A 16369-nucleotide genomic window follows, 5' to 3' on the forward strand; every position below is an offset into this window, starting at 1 on the left:
GCTATTGGCGCGCTCAGCAATCACCGTTCTGCAGGGTAACCAGCGGTCGCCCGGTCATTTCCGCGGGAATTTTCAGATTCATCAGGTAGAGCATGGTCGGGGATATGTCTTCCAGCGAGCCGGTGGTAGCGATTTCTGCGTCACGCCCCACGTACATGAACGGCACCTTGTTGGTGGTGTGAGCGGTATGTGGCTGGCCGGTCTCGACGTCAAACATCAGTTCAGCGTTGCCATGGTCGGCGGTAATCAGCATTTCGCCGCCGGCTTTTTTCAGTGCGTCGTAAACGCGGCCGAGGCAGATATCCAGTGCTTCGATGGCCTTGACCGTGGCATCAAAATCGCCGGTGTGGCCGACCATGTCCGGGTTGGCGAAGTTGCAGATGATGGCGTCGTAGGTGCCGCTGTCTATGGATTTGACCAGTTCGTCGGTCAGCATCGGCGCATTCATTTCCGGTTTCAGGTTGTAGGTGCGCACATCCGTTGGCGACGGGATCAGCTTGCGATCCTCGCCTTCGTAGGGCTCCTCGCGACCGCCGTTAAAAAAGAAGGTCACGTGGGCATATTTCTCGGTTTCGGCGATGCGCAGCTGGTGTTTGCCCAGGTTGGACAGGTATTCGCCAAAAACGTTCTGCAGTCGCATCGGTGGAAATGCGACCGGGATATCAAAGTCCGAGTTGTACTCGGTCAGGCTGACAAAGGCACCCAGCTTGGGGAATTCCTTGCGTTCGAAATCGTCGAAATCCGGTTCGATGTAGGGGCGGGTCATTTGTCTCGCCCGGTCGGAACGGAAATTCATGAAAATCAACACATCACCGTCGCGAATATGCACGGCCTTGGAGCCTTCCGGTACCAGTACCGTGGCCTTGACGAACTCGTCGGTTTCACCACGTTTATAGGCCATGTGCAGCGCTTCGCTGGCGGAACGGGCGGTGTACTGGGCCTTGCCCAACGCCGACAGTTCGTAGGCAGCCTGGATGCGCGGCCAACGGTGGTCGCGGTCCATGGCGTAGTGGCGACCAATCACGGACGCGAAGCGGCCGTTGCCGAGTTCGGTGAATTTTTCTTCCATGCGCGCGATGGAGGTAATGGCGCTTTCGGGCGGTGTGTCGCGGCCGTCCAGGAAAGCGTGCAGGTAGATTTTCGGCGCGCCGCGTTTGACCGCCAATTCAGCCATGGCCTGGATATGATCCTCGTGGGAGTGGACGCCGCCCGGGGACAGCAGGCCCATGATGTGAACCGCTTTTTTGTTCTTGATCGCGAGGTCTACGGCGGCAGTGAGCGTTTTATTATTGAAAAAGTCGCCCGAGCTGATGGCCTGGTTGATCCGGGTGTATTCCTGGTAGACCACGCGGCCGGCGCCCAGGTTCAGGTGGCCGACTTCCGAGTTGCCCATCTGGCTGGATGGCAGGCCCACCGCGGCTTCCGAAGCCTGGATAAACGTGTGCGGATTATCCTTCCAGAGCCGATCCCAGTTCGGAGTCCGGGCGTTGGCAATGGCATTGTATTCGGTTTCGGTGCGGTGACCCCATCCGTCAAAGATGAGTAAAAGTAAGGGTTTAGGGGTGAAAGCCATATGGCGTTTGCGCTTCCTTCTTCAGTATTTCGGTCTTTATTCGTATGAATATAATTGTATAATGTTTCGATTATAAAGGCAGCAGGCAATACGCCAATGAACAACAAAAAGCGTATTTGAAAACCTGCACCAGCCGCGTGGGTATCGGTGCACCTCCAGGAGCGCTGATCCACGAACAGAATACGGGGCGCGACACCACTGTCCCAATAATCAGGAGAAGGAGGCAGCCATGAGCGTTGCAGCAGAAAATCTACAAGATATTCTCATTACCAGCGAAGACGATATTCATAACGCCGCCCGCTCCATGAAAGCCATGGCCCACCCGTTGCGCCTGAAAATTCTCTGTATTCTCGGCGCCAACGACGAAGTCAGTGTTCAGGACATGGTCGATCAGGTGGGCACTTCGCAGAGTAATATTTCCCAGCATCTGTCGATCCTGCGTGACAAGGGCATCATCAATTCCCGCAAGGACGCCAACAAGGTGTTCTACAGCATCGCCGATCCCAAGGTCGTCAAGCTGATCGGCTCCATGCGCGAGGCGTTCTGCACGGCAGGCATCTGATCCTGCCAGTTGTTTCTGGCGGCAGGAATATCTCCGTCGAACATGATCAAGCCCGTCGCCCGGGCTTTTTGTCGCTATAGTTTACTGGTTCCTGGCCGCAGGTTCGGGTTTGCACTGCGCGTTGCGCCTGCAGCCTGGTGCAACAAATATCCGGTGTGTCGAGCATCCAGACAAATGGATAATTCGGAACACCGCGCCAGGCGGCTATAATCGGAGCCGTTCCCGTTCTTCAGCTTGCTGCTGCGCCTGGCAGGTAGTCGACCGGAACAACATGCAACCAGGGCAAAGATGCGCGAATAATGGTTAGAAACTCGTTTTATAATATGTTGGGACTGGGTTTGCCCCTGGTTGCCGCAGTGATCACCATACCGATGCTGTTAGACGCGCTCGGTACCGAAAAGTTTGGCGTGTTGACTCTCATCTGGGCGGTGGTGAGTTATTTTGGTTTATTTGACCTAGGCCTTGGCCGCGCACTGACGCAACAACTAAGCGTCAGTTGGGCGAAAAATGACTCCGAAGCTGCGGATGAACTCGTCTTTGTCGGGCTCGGCATCATGGCGCTAATCGGGATAGTTGCCGCGCTGCTGATGGCTGCGACTGCCGGATGGATAACCGGCAAGCTCGCCGGAATTGAGAACCCGGATGAGGTGGTCGCCTCCGTGTATGCCATGGCACTGGCGGTGCCTTTTATCGTGCTGACCACGGGGTTGCGCGGAATCCTGGAGGCCAAACATCGTTTTGGCATTATCAACTTGATTCGTCTGCCAATGGGGCTGTACACGTTCGTTGCCCCGGTAGTGGTAACCCTGTACATCAGTAACAGCCTGGAAGATATTGCCATCGCCTTAACGCTTGGGCGCGTTGCATCGTTTTTCGCACACGCCTTCTATTGCCGTGGCCTGGTATCGATTCCCGCTTCCGGTGCTCGATATCGGCCCGGGGTGGCCCGGCGGCTGACTACTGCCGGCGGCTGGATCGCGGTAAGCAATATTCTCGGTCCGTTAATGAGCTACGTAGACCGGATGATTATCGGCATGGTGGTGTCGGTATCGGCCATCACCTACTACGCAACTCCCTACGAAGTGGTTTCCAAGTTGTGGGTTATCCCCGGCGCGTTGACGGCAGCCATCTTCCCGCTGTTCTCGGAAAAAAGTCACCGGCATATATCGGAAAATAGCAGCGACTTCCGGTTATCCGTCGTCCTGATCTTCGGCATGATGTTTGTTCCTACGATGATGTTGTCATTGTTCTCGAGGGAGATCCTGTCGTTGTGGCTCTCAAGCGAGTTTGCCGGGCAGAGCTACATGGTTATGATCGTGTTTTGCGTTGGCGCGATTTTAAATGGCCTGGCCACGGTACCATTCACTTATATCCAGGGAGTCGGCCAGGCGCGCTACACCGCCCTGATTCATGCCGTCCAGTTCCCGGTTTTTGTCGTGTCGCTGTACATATTTTCACAGGCCTACGGATTGATGGGCGCCGCCGGCGTATGGTTGGCGCGTATCGTCGTGGATAATTTTCTGATGTTCCTGGTGGTCTCGCAGGTCATCGGCTTGCGCATAAGGGAAGTGATCCGTTTTATCGCGGCTGGCCTGTCGCTGGTGGCGGTGGGGCTGTCACTGCTGATGATTATGGAGGGCCTGGTGGCGAAATTGGCGGCACTGGTGTTGCTCAGCCTGGCAGCGATGGCGCTATGTGCTGTCGAATATCGGGCATTGCGCAGCAAGGGGCTGTAGAATGCCGGTTTGCCGGGTGGTCAAACACAACGCTTTGTTACAGGCAGGCATGCTGGCGCCGCAGTTGAAGACAAAATTTATGATTGGCAGGTTGAACTAATGAACGATGGAAAACCGGTAATCTCGGTGGTTGTCGCTACCCATAATCGAAGTGTCTATGCGATCAGCGCGATCAGGGGAATCCTGGCAATTAAAAGTAATGACTTGCAACTGGTTGTTCATGATTCAAGTGACGACGGAAAGCTGGCTGCCGCCGTTTCCGAATTTGCCGCAGACAACAGGTTTGTTTATCGCCACAGCGAAACGCGATTGTCCATGACCGATAACTATTGCCAGGCGCTGGATTTGGCAACAGCAGATTACGTTTGCGTAATTGGCGACGACGATGGCGTGTCATCTGCCATTGTTGAATTGGCACACTGGGCAAAGCGGCACCAGGTCGATGCAGTAGTGCCCAAAATTTCCGCCAACTATGCCTGGCCGGATTTTCGCACCGCCCGGCTGGGTAATCGCCATGCATCGCGTATGTATGTTATCGATTATTCAGGCCAATGGCGCTGGATTGATTCGAAGGCGGCTGTTACCAGGTCATTTGGCGATGCAACTCAGGGCACAGAAGGTCTGACCAAGCTGTATCATGGCATTATCGCGCGTGATGTGTTGATCCGCATCAAGGCGGAAACAGGATCATATTTGCACGGCGTCAGCCCGGATATATCTGGCGCATTGTCCATCGGCTTGCGTGTTGATCGCTTTGTCGAAATTGATTTCCCGTTTTCACTGCCTGGTGCCGCCGGGGGCAGCAACACCGGTCGCAGCGCCATGGGTACGCACAAGGGCAAGCTGGAAGATGATCCGCACATCAAGCCATATCGGAACCTTGTATGGCCTGACGAGATTCCCCGGTTTTTCAGTGTCGAGACAGTATGGGCGCAAGCGGGCTATGCTACCTTGCTCGCCAACAATATATCGCCTGAAAAAATGAACCTGGCCAGGCTTTACGGGCTATGCCTTGTCACGCACGGCAGTTACGCCGGCGAGATTTATAAATCCATAAAGTCCTGCTCACAAGGCAGGAACACGAGCCTGGTGTTGATGTTGATACAGGTTGCCCGGTACAGCATCGAATCACTTGCACTGAAAATATTTGCCTTGGCCCGGCGCCTGATGAAACCGTCAGTGAGCGCCGGAAGATTCTTTGTCAGTGACATCCCGGATATCCAGGCAGCCATGAGTCGGCTTGAAGAGATTATTGTCGAACGTGGTATTGGCTGGGATGACAACCTGAAAGACTGACTTTAGTCATAACAAAAAGCGCATTGGAGCAGTTTTTGAATAATACCGTTCATTGCCCGATTGGTGACAGCGAATCAATCCTCGGGTACGAAGTGCTCACCGATGACCTCTATGGTTCGGACCTTCGCGTAGATATCTATCGCTGCCAAAGCCAAGAGTGCAAACACGAGTTTGTTCCACCTTTGCCGGGTGCGGCAGCAATACGGGAAGCGTATACACGGTATTCAACGCATAGTTACAGCGATACACCTGTCGGCCTGGCGCACAGGGTTTACCAGGCCCTGGTCAGGATGGCCGGTTTCGCGCTGTTGCCTGCCATAGTTTTTGTTGTTTCGATTGTATTCAGGTTGCGCCCGGGCATTGGCGAGGAAGTTGTTGCCAGGGCCAGGCCATTAACAGTTTCCTGAGCAGTGACTCAGCATGCATTCGGCGAACACCGGCAATTGTAAAGGGAGAGCTTTGACATAATGGCCCTGTTGATCCACGCACCCAATGTTCATGTCGGTGGCGGCCTGCGCCTGCTGCGCGACCTGCTGGCGGCATTGCCGGAAGATTGTCGTTTCCTGCAGCTGGATGAACGCGTGCGTGGTCGGGTCGGGATTCCGGCACATATCACCGTGTCCTGGGTGGCGCCATCTATTCTCGCCCGCCTGGCTGCTGAAGGCCGGTTGCGCGCTGAAGTCGAGCCGGGCGATACGGTGTTGTGTTTTCATGGCATGCCACCGTTAACGCGGTTGCCGGGCACGATCGTGGTGTTTGTGCAAAACCGCATCCTGCTGGGTCGCGGCAGCCTCGCCGGCTTCAGTGCGTTTGTACGGTTTCGCCTCACCGTGGAAAGACTGTGGTGCCGCTGGTTCCGCGGCAATGTCGATCGTTACGTGGTGCAGACTCCTTCCATGGCCCGGGACCTGCAAGGCTGGCATGGCGGCCAGGTTGCCATCAAGGTTGCGCCCTTCATTGGCGATATCAGCAAGCCGTCAGCAACAGCCAAAACCGGGCCTGACTATATCTATATAGCCAGCGCCGAACCGCACAAGAACCATGTACGTTTGATTGATGCCTGGGTACTGCTGGCGCAACAAGGGCTGTTTCCGTCATTGCTGCTGACCGTCGATGAAAGCAAAACGCAGCTGATCGAACAAATCGAATCAGCGCGAACCGAATACAAAGCCAACATCATTAACTGCGGCTCGCTCAGTCATGATGAAGTGTTGCAGTTGTACGCCAGTGCCGGTGCGCTGGTATACCCGTCATTGTCCGAATCCTTCGGCCTGCCGCTGGTGGAAGCGCAGGCTTTCGATCTGCCCATTATCGCTTCCGAGCTGGATTACGTCCGCGATGTTGCCGAGCCGGTACAGAGCTTTGATCCGTGTTCACCGGTTTCCATCGCCCGCGCCGTGCGCAGGCACATGGCTGTCGCCGGGCAACCGCTGGTTATTCATACGGCAGCGGCGTTCTTCCGCGAGGTGAGAACGCATTGAAACTGCTGATCGTAAGCCAGTACTTTCACCCGGAACGTTTTCTGATTAATGATATCGCCCGGACACTGGCTGCGCGCGGCCATGAAGTCGATGTGCTCACCGGCAAGCCCAATTACCCTGAAGGCAGGTATTACCAGGGTTACGGTTTCTTCGGTATCAATCGTGAACAGTGGCAGGGCGTGAATATCTTTCGCCTGCCGCTGGCCGCGCGCGGTCGCGCCAATGCCATACGCCTGATCATCAACTACCTGTCGTTCGTGGTGTCGGGCCTGTTGCTCGGGCCCTGGGCGTTGCGTGGTCGTCGCCATGATTGCGTGCTGGTGTTCGCCAACTCACCGCTGCTGAAAGCCATTCCCGCCATATTCGTCAGCTGGATCAAGCGCGCGCCGCTGTTGATCTGGGTGCAGGACCTGTGGCCGGAAAGTCTCACCGCCACCGGTCACGTGAATAACTCGCTGGTCATGTCACTGGTCAGAAAGGTGGTGCGTTTTATTTACCGTCACGCCGACATGTTGTTGGTGCAGTCGCATGCGTTTGAGCCATCGATCCGGCAGCTCATGCCCGACGCGGTCATCCGCTATTACCCCAACTCGGTAGACCAGGTGTTCGATACGCCCGAGCACCAGCCGGGGCCGTGCCCGGCGCCAATGGCCGACGGATTCCGCGTCGTCTTTGCCGGCAATATCGGCTCGGCGCAGGCGCCGGACGTGATTGTCGAGGCGGCCGCGGCACTGGCCGATACGCCCGAAATACGCCTGGTGATGATAGGTGACGGCAGCAAGCGTGCATGGATGGAGCAGCAGGCGCAGCAGCGCGGCTTGACCAACCTGGTGTTTCCGGGCAGTTTTCCGCTGGAGCAGGTGCCCGGATTGCTGGCCCATGCCGACGTACTGTTGGCAACACTCAACAAGCAGCCTATCTTTGCCCTGACAATTCCCAGTAAAATCCAGTCCTACATGGCCATGGCCAGGCCGGTCGTGGTCAGTATTGATGGCGAGGGCGCGCGCATCGTCGAGGAAGCCGATTGCGGGCTGGCGGTTCCGGCAGGTGATGGCGCCGCGCTGGCGCAGGCCATTCGCCGGCTTCATGCCACGGACGCCGGGCAGCGCCGGCAGCTGGGGCAAAATGGCCGTCAGTATTACGAAACCCACTTTGGTCGGGAGCATTTAATGCAGGAACTGGTTACTCTCTGTCAGCAGGCCATGAACCGGGACCGGGAGCACAATCAATGAAGGTATTGGTATTTGGCGCCAGCGGCATGCTCGGTAATGCCGTCATGCGCGTATTGAGCGAATCCGCGGACCTGGATGTGTATGGCAGCGTGCGCTCCGGCGCGGCGAAGAAATATTTCCCCGAGGCCATTGCCGCAAAACTGATCACCGGCGTCGACGTGGAAAACCACGACAGCCTGGTCAATGTCTTCGCCGAGGTGAAGCCGGACATCATCATCAACTGCGTCGGCCTGATCAAGCAACTGGCCCACGCCAATGACCCGTTGTCAGCAATCCCCATTAACAGCCTGCTGCCACATCGGCTGGCGAAACTGGCGAAACTGGCCGGTGCGCGCATGATTCACATGAGCACCGATTGCGTCTTTACCGGCGAAAAAGGCGGCTATACTGAGGACGACAAATCCGACAGCACGGATTTATACGGCGTATCCAAGTATCTCGGTGAAGTGAAATACGATCACAGCATTACGCTGCGCACGTCCATCATCGGTCACGAGCTGGGTGGCGGCAGTAACGGCCTGGTCGGCTGGTTCCTGTCACAGCAAGGATCGTGCAAGGGGTTTACCCGGGCGATATTTTCCGGCTTGCCAACCGTGGTGCTGGCGCAGGTGATTCGTGACGTGGTAATCCCGCGCCCGCAAATGAGCGGCCTGTATCATGTTGCCGCTGCACCGATCAACAAGCACGACCTGATCACGCTGGTGGCAAAGCAGTACGGCAAGACTATCGATATCAGGCCTGACGACAAGCTGGTCATTGACCGCTCGCTGGATGCCAGCCGGTTCAACAGCGAAACCGGTTATACGCCGCCGGCCTGGGAAGAGCTGGTCAGGGTGATGCATACCTATTATATGAAGCAAGAGAGCAACAATGTTTGATGACAAGGTTTTAATGATTACCGGTGGTACCGGTTCTTTCGGCAACGCCGTGCTGGACCGGTTCCTGTCCACCAACGTGCGCGAGATCCGCATCTTCAGCCGCGATGAAAAGAAGCAGGAAGAAATGCGTCTCGGCAAGAACCATGACAAGCTCAAGTTCTACATCGGTGATGTGCGCAACTACGACAGTATTCACCAGGCCCTGAAGGGCGTCGATTATGTATTCCATGCCGCCGCGCTGAAGCAGGTACCGTCGTGCGAGTTCTACCCGCTTGAAGCGGTCAATACCAACATACTGGGTGCCGAGAACGTGCTGAACGCCGCGGTAGCGCAGGATGTCAAGCGCGTCATTGTGCTGAGTACCGACAAGGCCGTGTACCCGATCAATGCCATGGGCCTGTCGAAGGCAATGATGGAAAAACTCATGGTTGCCAAGTCGCGCATGTTTACCAACACCGAGACCGTCATGTGTGCCACGCGCTACGGCAATGTCATGGCGTCACGCGGTTCGGTAATCCCGTTGTTTATTTCACAGATACAGCAGGGCAAGCCGCTTACCGTTACCGACCCGGACATGACCCGGTTCCTGATGTCACTTGAAGATTCCGTTGACCTGGTGCTGCACGCCTACGCCCATGCCGAGCAGGGCGATATCTTTGTGCAGAAAGCGCCGGCATCAACAGTCGGTGACCTGGCCCAGGCCATGGTGGAACTGTTCGACAGCAAGCATGGTGTCAAGGTCATCGGCACACGTCATGGCGAAAAACTGTACGAATCACTGGTATCACGCGAGGAAATGGCGCATGCAGAAGACATGGGCCGTTATTACCGCGTACCGGCGGATAACCGCGATCTGAACTACAACAAGTATTTCTCTGATGGCGAGAAAGCCGTATCCACCCTTGACGACTACACGTCGCACAATACCGAGCGCCTGAACGTGGAGCAGGTCAAGCAGTTGCTGCTCAGCCTCGATATCATACAGGAAGCACTCAATGGTTAAGGTCATGACTATCGTCGGCACGCGCCCCGAGCTCATCAAGATGAGCCGGGTCATCGCCGAGTTTGATACGCATACCGATCACGTGCTGGTTCATACCGGCCAGAATTATGATTACGAACTGAACCAGGTGTTCTTCGATGACCTGGGTATCCGCAAGCCGGATCACTTTCTTGAAGCCGATGGCAAAACCGCGGCAGAAACCATCGCCAACGTCATCGCCGCCAGCGACCGGGTAATGGAACAGGAGCAACCCGACGCGGTATTGCTCTACGGTGATACCAACTCCTGCCTGTCGATCATCTCCGCCAAGCGTCGCAAGATTCCCGTGTTTCATTTCGAAGCCGGCAACCGCTGTTTCGACCAGCGCGTGCCCGAAGAAATCAATCGCAAGGTGCTGGACCACCTGGCAGATATCAACTTCGTGCTTACCGAGCATGCGCGGCGCTACCTGATAGCCGAAGGCATTGCCGCCAATACAATTATCAAGACCGGCTCACACATGACCGAGGTGCTGGAGTACTACCAAGACAAGATCGACCAGGCGCGACCGCTGGAGCCCATGGGCCTGGAGGCCGGAAGGTATTTCCTGGTCAGCCTGCATCGCGAGGAAAATGTTGATTCACCTCACAACCTGCGTGACCTGGTGGATTCGCTCAATGCGCTGGCCGAGCAGTATGATTTCCCGGTTATTGTGTCCACGCATCCGCGCACACGCAAACGCCTGGACCAGCTCGACAGCCTGCTTGCCAGTGACAGGATCCGTTTCATGAAGCCGTTCGGTTTCTGTGATTACATCCAGCTGCAGAAACAGGCGTTTTGCGTGTTGTCCGACAGCGGCACCATTACCGAGGAAACTGCGTTACTGGGCCTGACCGCCGTCAACGTGCGTAATGCGCACGAACGCCCGGAAGGGCCGGATGCCGGCACGCTGATTATGAGCGGCCTGAAAAAAGACCGGATTCTTGATGCCGTGCGTGTAACCATCGATATGACTGCCCAGGCCCAGAACAGTGACCCGGTGGCGGATTACCAGAGCCGGTCTGTATCAAAGAAAGTCCTGAAAGCGGTGCTGAGCAATATCGACCATGTCAATCGCACGGTCTGGCACAAGCACTAGACCGGTTTGTTTCCGGTTAAGCCATCGTGGAGTGCCGGGATGCAAGCCGCTATACTCGGGCCTGACGTATATAGAGCATAGATATCCATGGCTGTAATTGTTCCTGTTATCCTGTCCGGTGGTTCCGGCAGTCGCCTGTGGCCACTGTCCCGTGAGCTGTATCCCAAGCAGTTGTTGTCGCTGACCGGCAACAGCCAGACCATGCTGCAGCAAACCGCGACACGCCTGGACGGCATGGCCGAGCTGGCAGTGCCCATGGTCATCTGCAATGCCCGGCACCGGTTCCTGGTGGCAGAACAATTGCTGGAGCAGGGCATAGAAGGCAGCCGTATTTATCTTGAGCCCATGGGCCGCAATACCGCGCCGGCAACCGCTATCGCCGCACTTGAGCTCCAGGCCAGTCATGGTGCCGACGCGTTAATGCTGATTCTTCCGGCCGACCACGTGATTCGTGATCTTGGCGCATTCCACCAGGCAGTACAGGCAGGCGCCCGGCTGGCCGCAGCGGGTGAACTGGTGACCTTTGGCGTGGTGCCAAGCCAGCCGCATACGGGCTATGGCTATATTCTCAAGGGTGATGCGCTCGATGAAGCCGGTTACCGCGTTGGCCGGTTTGTGGAAAAACCGGATCTCGACACCGCGCGCGAGTATGTGAACTCGGGTGATTACCTGTGGAACAGCGGCATGTTCCTGTTCCGCGCCGATCGCGTGATCGAAGAAATGCAGCAGCATTCGCCGGCGATCCTGTCTGCCTGCCAGGCAGCGTTTGTCAGCAAGCGCGAAGAGCATGATTTTGTCTGGCTGGACGATGAAGATTTCGGCAAGGTGCCGTCCGATTCCATCGACTACGCGTTGATGGAAAAAACCACGCGCGCCGCCGTGGTGCCGCTGGACGCCGGCTGGGATGATGTCGGTTCCTGGAGCGCCCTGTGGGATATGGGTAAAAAGGATGCGTCCGGCAACGTCAGCATCGGCGATGTGCAAACCGTCGATGTACAGAATTCCTACCTGCACGCCACCAACCGCATGATCGCCGCTGTCGGTATCAGTGACCATGTCATTGTAGAGACCAGTGATGCCGTGTTGGTGGCACACAAGGACAAGGTGCAGGACGTCAAGGAAATCGTCAGCCAGTTAAAGACCAGTGGCCGCGAAGAAGCGCATCTGCACCAGAAAGTGTTCCGGCCCTGGGGCAGCTACGAGTGCCTGGATGAAGGCGATCGTTTCAAGGTCAAACATATTATTGTCAGGCCGGGCGCCAGCCTGTCGCTGCAAATGCACCGGCAGCGAGCCGAGCACTGGGTGGTGGTCAGCGGTGTGGCTACGGTCACTTGCGGCGACCGGACGTTCGACCTGAACGTGGATGAATCCACCTATATTCCGGTCAACACCCAGCACCGGCTGGAGAACCGCACCGATCAGCCCTTGTCCATGATCGAGGTGCAATCCGGTGACTATGTCGGTGAGGATGATATTATCCGCCTGGAAGACATATACGGTCGGGAAAAAGAAGCGGTTAAATAATCCTGCTGTTTCCCCGGGATCATATTTTTTGTAAACAAGGAACTGGGCCGGAGTAGTCGGCAAGGCATATCACTATGACAAAAAAAGCACTTATCACCGGCATTACCGGTCAGGATGGCGCCTACCTGGCAGAACTGCTGCTGGACAAGGGGTACGAAGTTCACGGCATCAAGCGCCGGTCGTCACTTTTTAATACCGACCGTATTGATCACCTTTACCAGGACCCGCACGAAAAGCAACGCCGCTTCATCCTGCATCACGGCGACCTGACCGATTCCAGCAGTCTTGTCCGCATTATCCAGGAAGTGCAGCCGGACGAGTTGTATAATCTCGCGGCGCAATCCCATGTGGCCGTATCCTTTGAAGAGCCCGAATACACGGCCAACTCTGATGCGCTCGGTACCCTGCGCCTGCTGGAAGCCATTCGTATTCTCGGGCTGGAAAAGAAAACCCGGTTCTACCAGGCATCCACCTCGGAGTTGTTTGGCAAGGTGCAGGAAATTCCGCAAAAGGAAACCACGCCGTTTTACCCGCGCTCACCCTACGCGGTGGCCAAGCTCTATGCATACTGGATCGTGGTTAACTACCGCGAGGCCTATGGCATCTACGCCTGTAACGGTATCCTGTTTAACCACGAATCACCGGTTCGCGGTGAAACCTTTGTCACCCGCAAGATTACCCGGGCGCTGGCACGCATCAAGCTGGGCATGCAGGACTGCCTGTATCTCGGCAACCTCGATGCCAAGCGTGACTGGGGTCATGCCCGCGACTACGTGGAAATGCAATGGCTGATGTTGCAACAGGATGAACCGGAAGATTTTGCCATTGCCACCGGCGTGCAGTACTCGGTACGTGACTTTGTCAACATTGCTGCTGAAGAGCTGGGCATGAAGGTGCGCTGGGAAGGCAGTGGCGTGGATGAAAAAGGTTATGATGAAAACGGCAACTGTATTGTCGCCGTTGACCCGCGTTACTTCCGGCCCACCGAGGTGGAAACCCTGCTGGGGGATGCCACCAAGGCGCGGGAGAAACTGGGTTGGGCGCCGAAGACCAGCTTCGCCGAGCTGGTTCAGGAAATGGCCGCCAGTGATCTCAAGGAAGCCGAACGCGATGCACTGCTGAAGCGCGAGGGCCACGAGGTATTGAATCGTCATGAGTAACCCGGCGCCCGCGCTCAACCCCTCACAACGTATTTATGTTGCCGGCCATCGTGGCCTGGTCGGCAGTGCCATTGTCCGGCGCCTGAAAAGCCTCGGCTTTGATGATGAGCATATTATTACGCGCACCCACGCGCAGCTGGATCTCACCAGCCAGCAGGCGGTGAGCGACTTTCTTGCCGCGGAAAAGCCCGACCATGTAATCCTGGCCGCGGCCAAGGTGGGCGGTATACATGCGAACAACACCTACCCTGCCGAGTTCATCTACCAGAACCTGATGATTGAAGCCAATGTCATCAACAGTGCCTGGCAAGCGGGTGTAGAAAGATTATTGTTCCTGGGCTCATCGTGTATTTATCCGCGCCTGGCCGAACAACCCATGCAGGAACGCGCCTTGCTCACCGGCACGCTGGAGCCCACCAACGAACCCTATGCACTGGCCAAGATTGCCGGCATCAAGCTGTGTGAATCCTACAATCGCCAATATGGCACCGATTACCGCAGTGTCATGCCCACCAACCTGTATGGCCCCGGTGATAACTTTGACCTGATGAATTCACACGTCATCCCGGCATTGATCCGCAAGTTCCACGAAGCCAGGGTCAACAACAGTGCCAGTGTCCAGGTCTGGGGCACCGGCAACGCCATGCGGGAATTCCTGTACGTGGATGACATGGCCGATGCCTCGCTGTTTGTGCTCGGCCTCGACAAGCCGGCCTATGATGCCAATACCGAACCCATGTGCTCACATATCAACGTTGGCACGGGTGAAGATGTAACGATTCGCCAGTTGGCGCAAACCATTCAGACGGTCGTCGGATTTTCCGGTGATATTGTTTTTGATGCCGACAAGCCTGATGGTGCACCGAGAAAGCTGCTCGATGTCTCGCGTCTCGCCGCCATGGGCTGGCGCGCACCGACCTCGCTGGAGCAGGGATTGAAACAGTCTTATGATTGGTTCTGTGAAGCCGAAGAACCGAGGCTGACGACAGCATAACAACAAGCGCCGGAACAGAACCGGCGCGGCATAGCAGTATTCCGCCAATCGCATGTTGTTAACGGTTGTAACGTAAAGCAAAAAATAAAGGGAAGGGAATGAAAGTTATTGTCACAGGCGGCGCCGGCTTTATCGGTACAGCAGTTATTCGCCACATCATCAACAATACTTCCGATGAAGTCATCAATCTCGACAAGCTGACTTACGCCGGCAACCTGGAATCACTTGCCGATGTATCAGGCAGCGAGCGCTATCATTTCGAGCATGCCGATATTTGTGATGCTGCCGAGGTGGCACGCATCTTTGATCAATATCAACCCGATGCCATCATGCACCTGGCCGCCGAGTCACACGTGGATCGTTCCATAGACGGACCGGCCGAGTTTATCAACACCAATATCGTCGGCACCTATACCTTGCTGGAAGCGGCGCGCAAGTACACGGCATCGCTTGATAATGCTACGGCCAGGGCGTTCCGGTTTCATCATGTTTCCACTGACGAGGTCTATGGCAGCCTCGGCGCCACCGGCCTGTTCACCGAACAAAACCGTTACGAACCCAATTCACCGTATTCCGCCAGCAAGGCATCATCGGATCACCTGGTGCGCGCCTGGCATGCCACCTATGGCATGCCCATCGTCATTACCAACTGTTCCAACAACTACGGGCCGTACCAGTTCCCGGAAAAACTGATCCCGCTGGTAACAATGAATGCACTGCAGGGCAAGGCGCTGCCCATTTATGGCAAGGGCGACCAGGTTCGAGACTGGCTCTATGTCGACGATCATGCGCGTGCACTTTACAAGGTAATGACCGAAGGCAAGCCCGGCGAGACCTACAACATCGGCGGTCATAATGAAAAAACCAACCTGGAAGTGGTCAAGACCATTTGCCGCCTGCTGGATGAACTGGTGCCGGATCATCCCGGTGACATCAGCAAGTACGAAGACCTGATTACGCATGTTGCCGACCGACCGGGCCATGATCAGCGCTACGCTATTGATGCTGACAAGATCAAGAACGAGCTTGGCTGGATGCCGGAGGAAACCTTTGAAACCGGTATCCGCAAAACCATCCAGTGGTACCTGGATAACAGCGAATGGTGTCAACGCGTCCAGGATGGCAGCTATCGTGGCGAACGACTGGGACTGGGAGGCAAGTAAATGAAAGGTATTATTCTTGCCGGCGGTTCCGGCACACGTTTGCACCCGGCAACACTGGCAGTATCCAAGCAGTTGTTGCCCGTTTATGACAAGCCCATGGTGTATTACCCGCTGAGCACGCTGATGTTGTCCGGTATTCGCGAGATCCTGGTGATCTCGACACCGCAGGATACACCGCGCTACCCGCAGTTGCTGGGTGACGGCAGTCAATGGGGTATCAGCCTGAGCTATGTTGTCCAGCCCAGCCCCGATGGACTGGCACAGGCATTTATTCTTGGTCGTGACTTTGTCGGCAATGACAGCTGCGCGCTGGTGCTGGGTGACAATATTTTCTATGGCCATGATTTCCAGAAGAGCCTGAAAAACGCCGCCAACAAGGCAAGTGGTGCAACCGTGTTTGCCTACCCGGTGCTTGATCCCGAACGCTATGGCGTGGTCGAGTTTGACAAGAGTGGCACCGCCATCAGTCTTGAAGAAAAACCGGCGCAACCCAAATCCCGTTACGCAGTCACCGGCCTGTATTTCTATGACAACCAGGTGGTCGATATTGCCGCTTCCATCAAGCCATCGGCGCGCGGCGAGCTGGAAATCACCGATGTAAACCGTATTTACATGGAGCAGGGCCAACTCAGTGTCGAGATCATGGGTCG

The 16369-nt window shown here is 56.0% G+C and carries 15 protein-coding genes; 14 read left to right on the forward strand and 1 reads right to left on the reverse strand.

What is annotated here, in order from left to right; translation table 11 throughout:
• Positions 1 to 13: 13 nt before the first annotated feature.
• Positions 14 to 1573: a 2,3-bisphosphoglycerate-independent phosphoglycerate mutase gene (gene gpmI, locus OEZ10_06595; GenBank protein ID MDH5632651.1), complete on the reverse strand. Its 1560-nt coding sequence runs from the start codon at positions 1571 to 1573 to the stop codon at positions 14 to 16.
• A 229-nt stretch (positions 1574 to 1802) separates the two neighbouring features.
• Here gpmI and OEZ10_06600 point away from each other — a divergent pair, with 229 nt between their 5' ends.
• The 14 genes from OEZ10_06600 to rfbA form a co-directional block, all read left to right on the forward strand.
• Positions 1803 to 2135, forward strand: coding sequence for a metalloregulator ArsR/SmtB family transcription factor (locus OEZ10_06600; GenBank protein MDH5632652.1), 333 nt, complete (start codon positions 1803 to 1805; stop codon positions 2133 to 2135).
• A gap of 299 nt (positions 2136 to 2434) precedes the next feature.
• A complete protein-coding gene (locus tag OEZ10_06605; GenBank protein ID MDH5632653.1) occupies positions 2435 to 3871 on the forward strand; it encodes a flippase in 1437 nt (478 codons plus the stop codon).
• Between the two features lie 99 nt (positions 3872 to 3970).
• Positions 3971 to 5167, forward strand: coding sequence for a glycosyltransferase (locus OEZ10_06610; protein ID MDH5632654.1), 1197 nt, complete (start codon positions 3971 to 3973; stop codon positions 5165 to 5167).
• 35 nt (positions 5168 to 5202) lie between these two features.
• Positions 5203 to 5574, forward strand: a complete 372-nt coding sequence (locus tag OEZ10_06615; protein ID MDH5632655.1) for a hypothetical protein — start codon at positions 5203 to 5205, stop codon at positions 5572 to 5574.
• A 60-nt stretch (positions 5575 to 5634) separates the two neighbouring features.
• A complete protein-coding gene (locus OEZ10_06620) occupies positions 5635 to 6648 on the forward strand; it encodes a glycosyltransferase (GenBank protein ID MDH5632656.1) in 1014 nt (337 codons plus the stop codon).
• Positions 6645 to 7880, forward strand: coding sequence for a glycosyltransferase family 4 protein (locus OEZ10_06625; GenBank protein ID MDH5632657.1), 1236 nt, complete (start codon positions 6645 to 6647; stop codon positions 7878 to 7880). Before OEZ10_06620 ends, OEZ10_06625 begins: the two co-directional genes overlap by 4 nt.
• Positions 7877 to 8758 (forward strand): SDR family oxidoreductase, encoded by an 882-nt coding sequence (locus tag OEZ10_06630; GenBank protein ID MDH5632658.1) that lies wholly within the window; start codon positions 7877 to 7879, stop codon positions 8756 to 8758. The genes OEZ10_06625 and OEZ10_06630 overlap by 4 nt, the downstream gene beginning before the upstream one ends.
• Positions 8751 to 9761: a polysaccharide biosynthesis protein gene (locus OEZ10_06635; GenBank protein ID MDH5632659.1), complete on the forward strand. Its 1011-nt coding sequence runs from the start codon at positions 8751 to 8753 to the stop codon at positions 9759 to 9761. The genes OEZ10_06630 and OEZ10_06635 overlap by 8 nt, the downstream gene beginning before the upstream one ends.
• Complete coding sequence (gene wecB / locus OEZ10_06640) at positions 9754 to 10878, forward strand: UDP-N-acetylglucosamine 2-epimerase (non-hydrolyzing) (protein MDH5632660.1); 1125 nt, start codon at positions 9754 to 9756, stop codon at positions 10876 to 10878. The genes OEZ10_06635 and wecB overlap by 8 nt, the downstream gene beginning before the upstream one ends.
• 87 nt (positions 10879 to 10965) lie before the next feature.
• Positions 10966 to 12402 (forward strand): mannose-1-phosphate guanylyltransferase/mannose-6-phosphate isomerase, encoded by a 1437-nt coding sequence (locus tag OEZ10_06645; protein ID MDH5632661.1) that lies wholly within the window; start codon positions 10966 to 10968, stop codon positions 12400 to 12402.
• 74 nt (positions 12403 to 12476) lie between these two features.
• A complete protein-coding gene (gene gmd / locus OEZ10_06650) occupies positions 12477 to 13562 on the forward strand; it encodes a GDP-mannose 4,6-dehydratase (GenBank protein ID MDH5632662.1) in 1086 nt (361 codons plus the stop codon).
• The gene (locus tag OEZ10_06655) at positions 13555 to 14556 is read left to right on the forward strand and encodes a GDP-L-fucose synthase (protein MDH5632663.1); all 1002 of its coding nucleotides are present in this window, start codon (positions 13555 to 13557) and stop codon (positions 14554 to 14556) included. Before gmd ends, OEZ10_06655 begins: the two co-directional genes overlap by 8 nt.
• Before the next feature lie 98 nt (positions 14557 to 14654).
• Entirely contained in the window at positions 14655 to 15719 is a 1065-nt protein-coding gene (rfbB, locus tag OEZ10_06660) for a dTDP-glucose 4,6-dehydratase (protein ID MDH5632664.1), read from the forward strand.
• On the forward strand, positions 15720 to 16369 hold a 650-nt coding region (gene rfbA / locus OEZ10_06665), incomplete at its 3' end, for a glucose-1-phosphate thymidylyltransferase RfbA (protein ID MDH5632665.1).

Source organism: Gammaproteobacteria bacterium (assembly GCA_029880545.1).
Taxonomy (GTDB): domain Bacteria; phylum Pseudomonadota; class Gammaproteobacteria; order Acidiferrobacterales; family SZUA-150; genus JAOUOD01.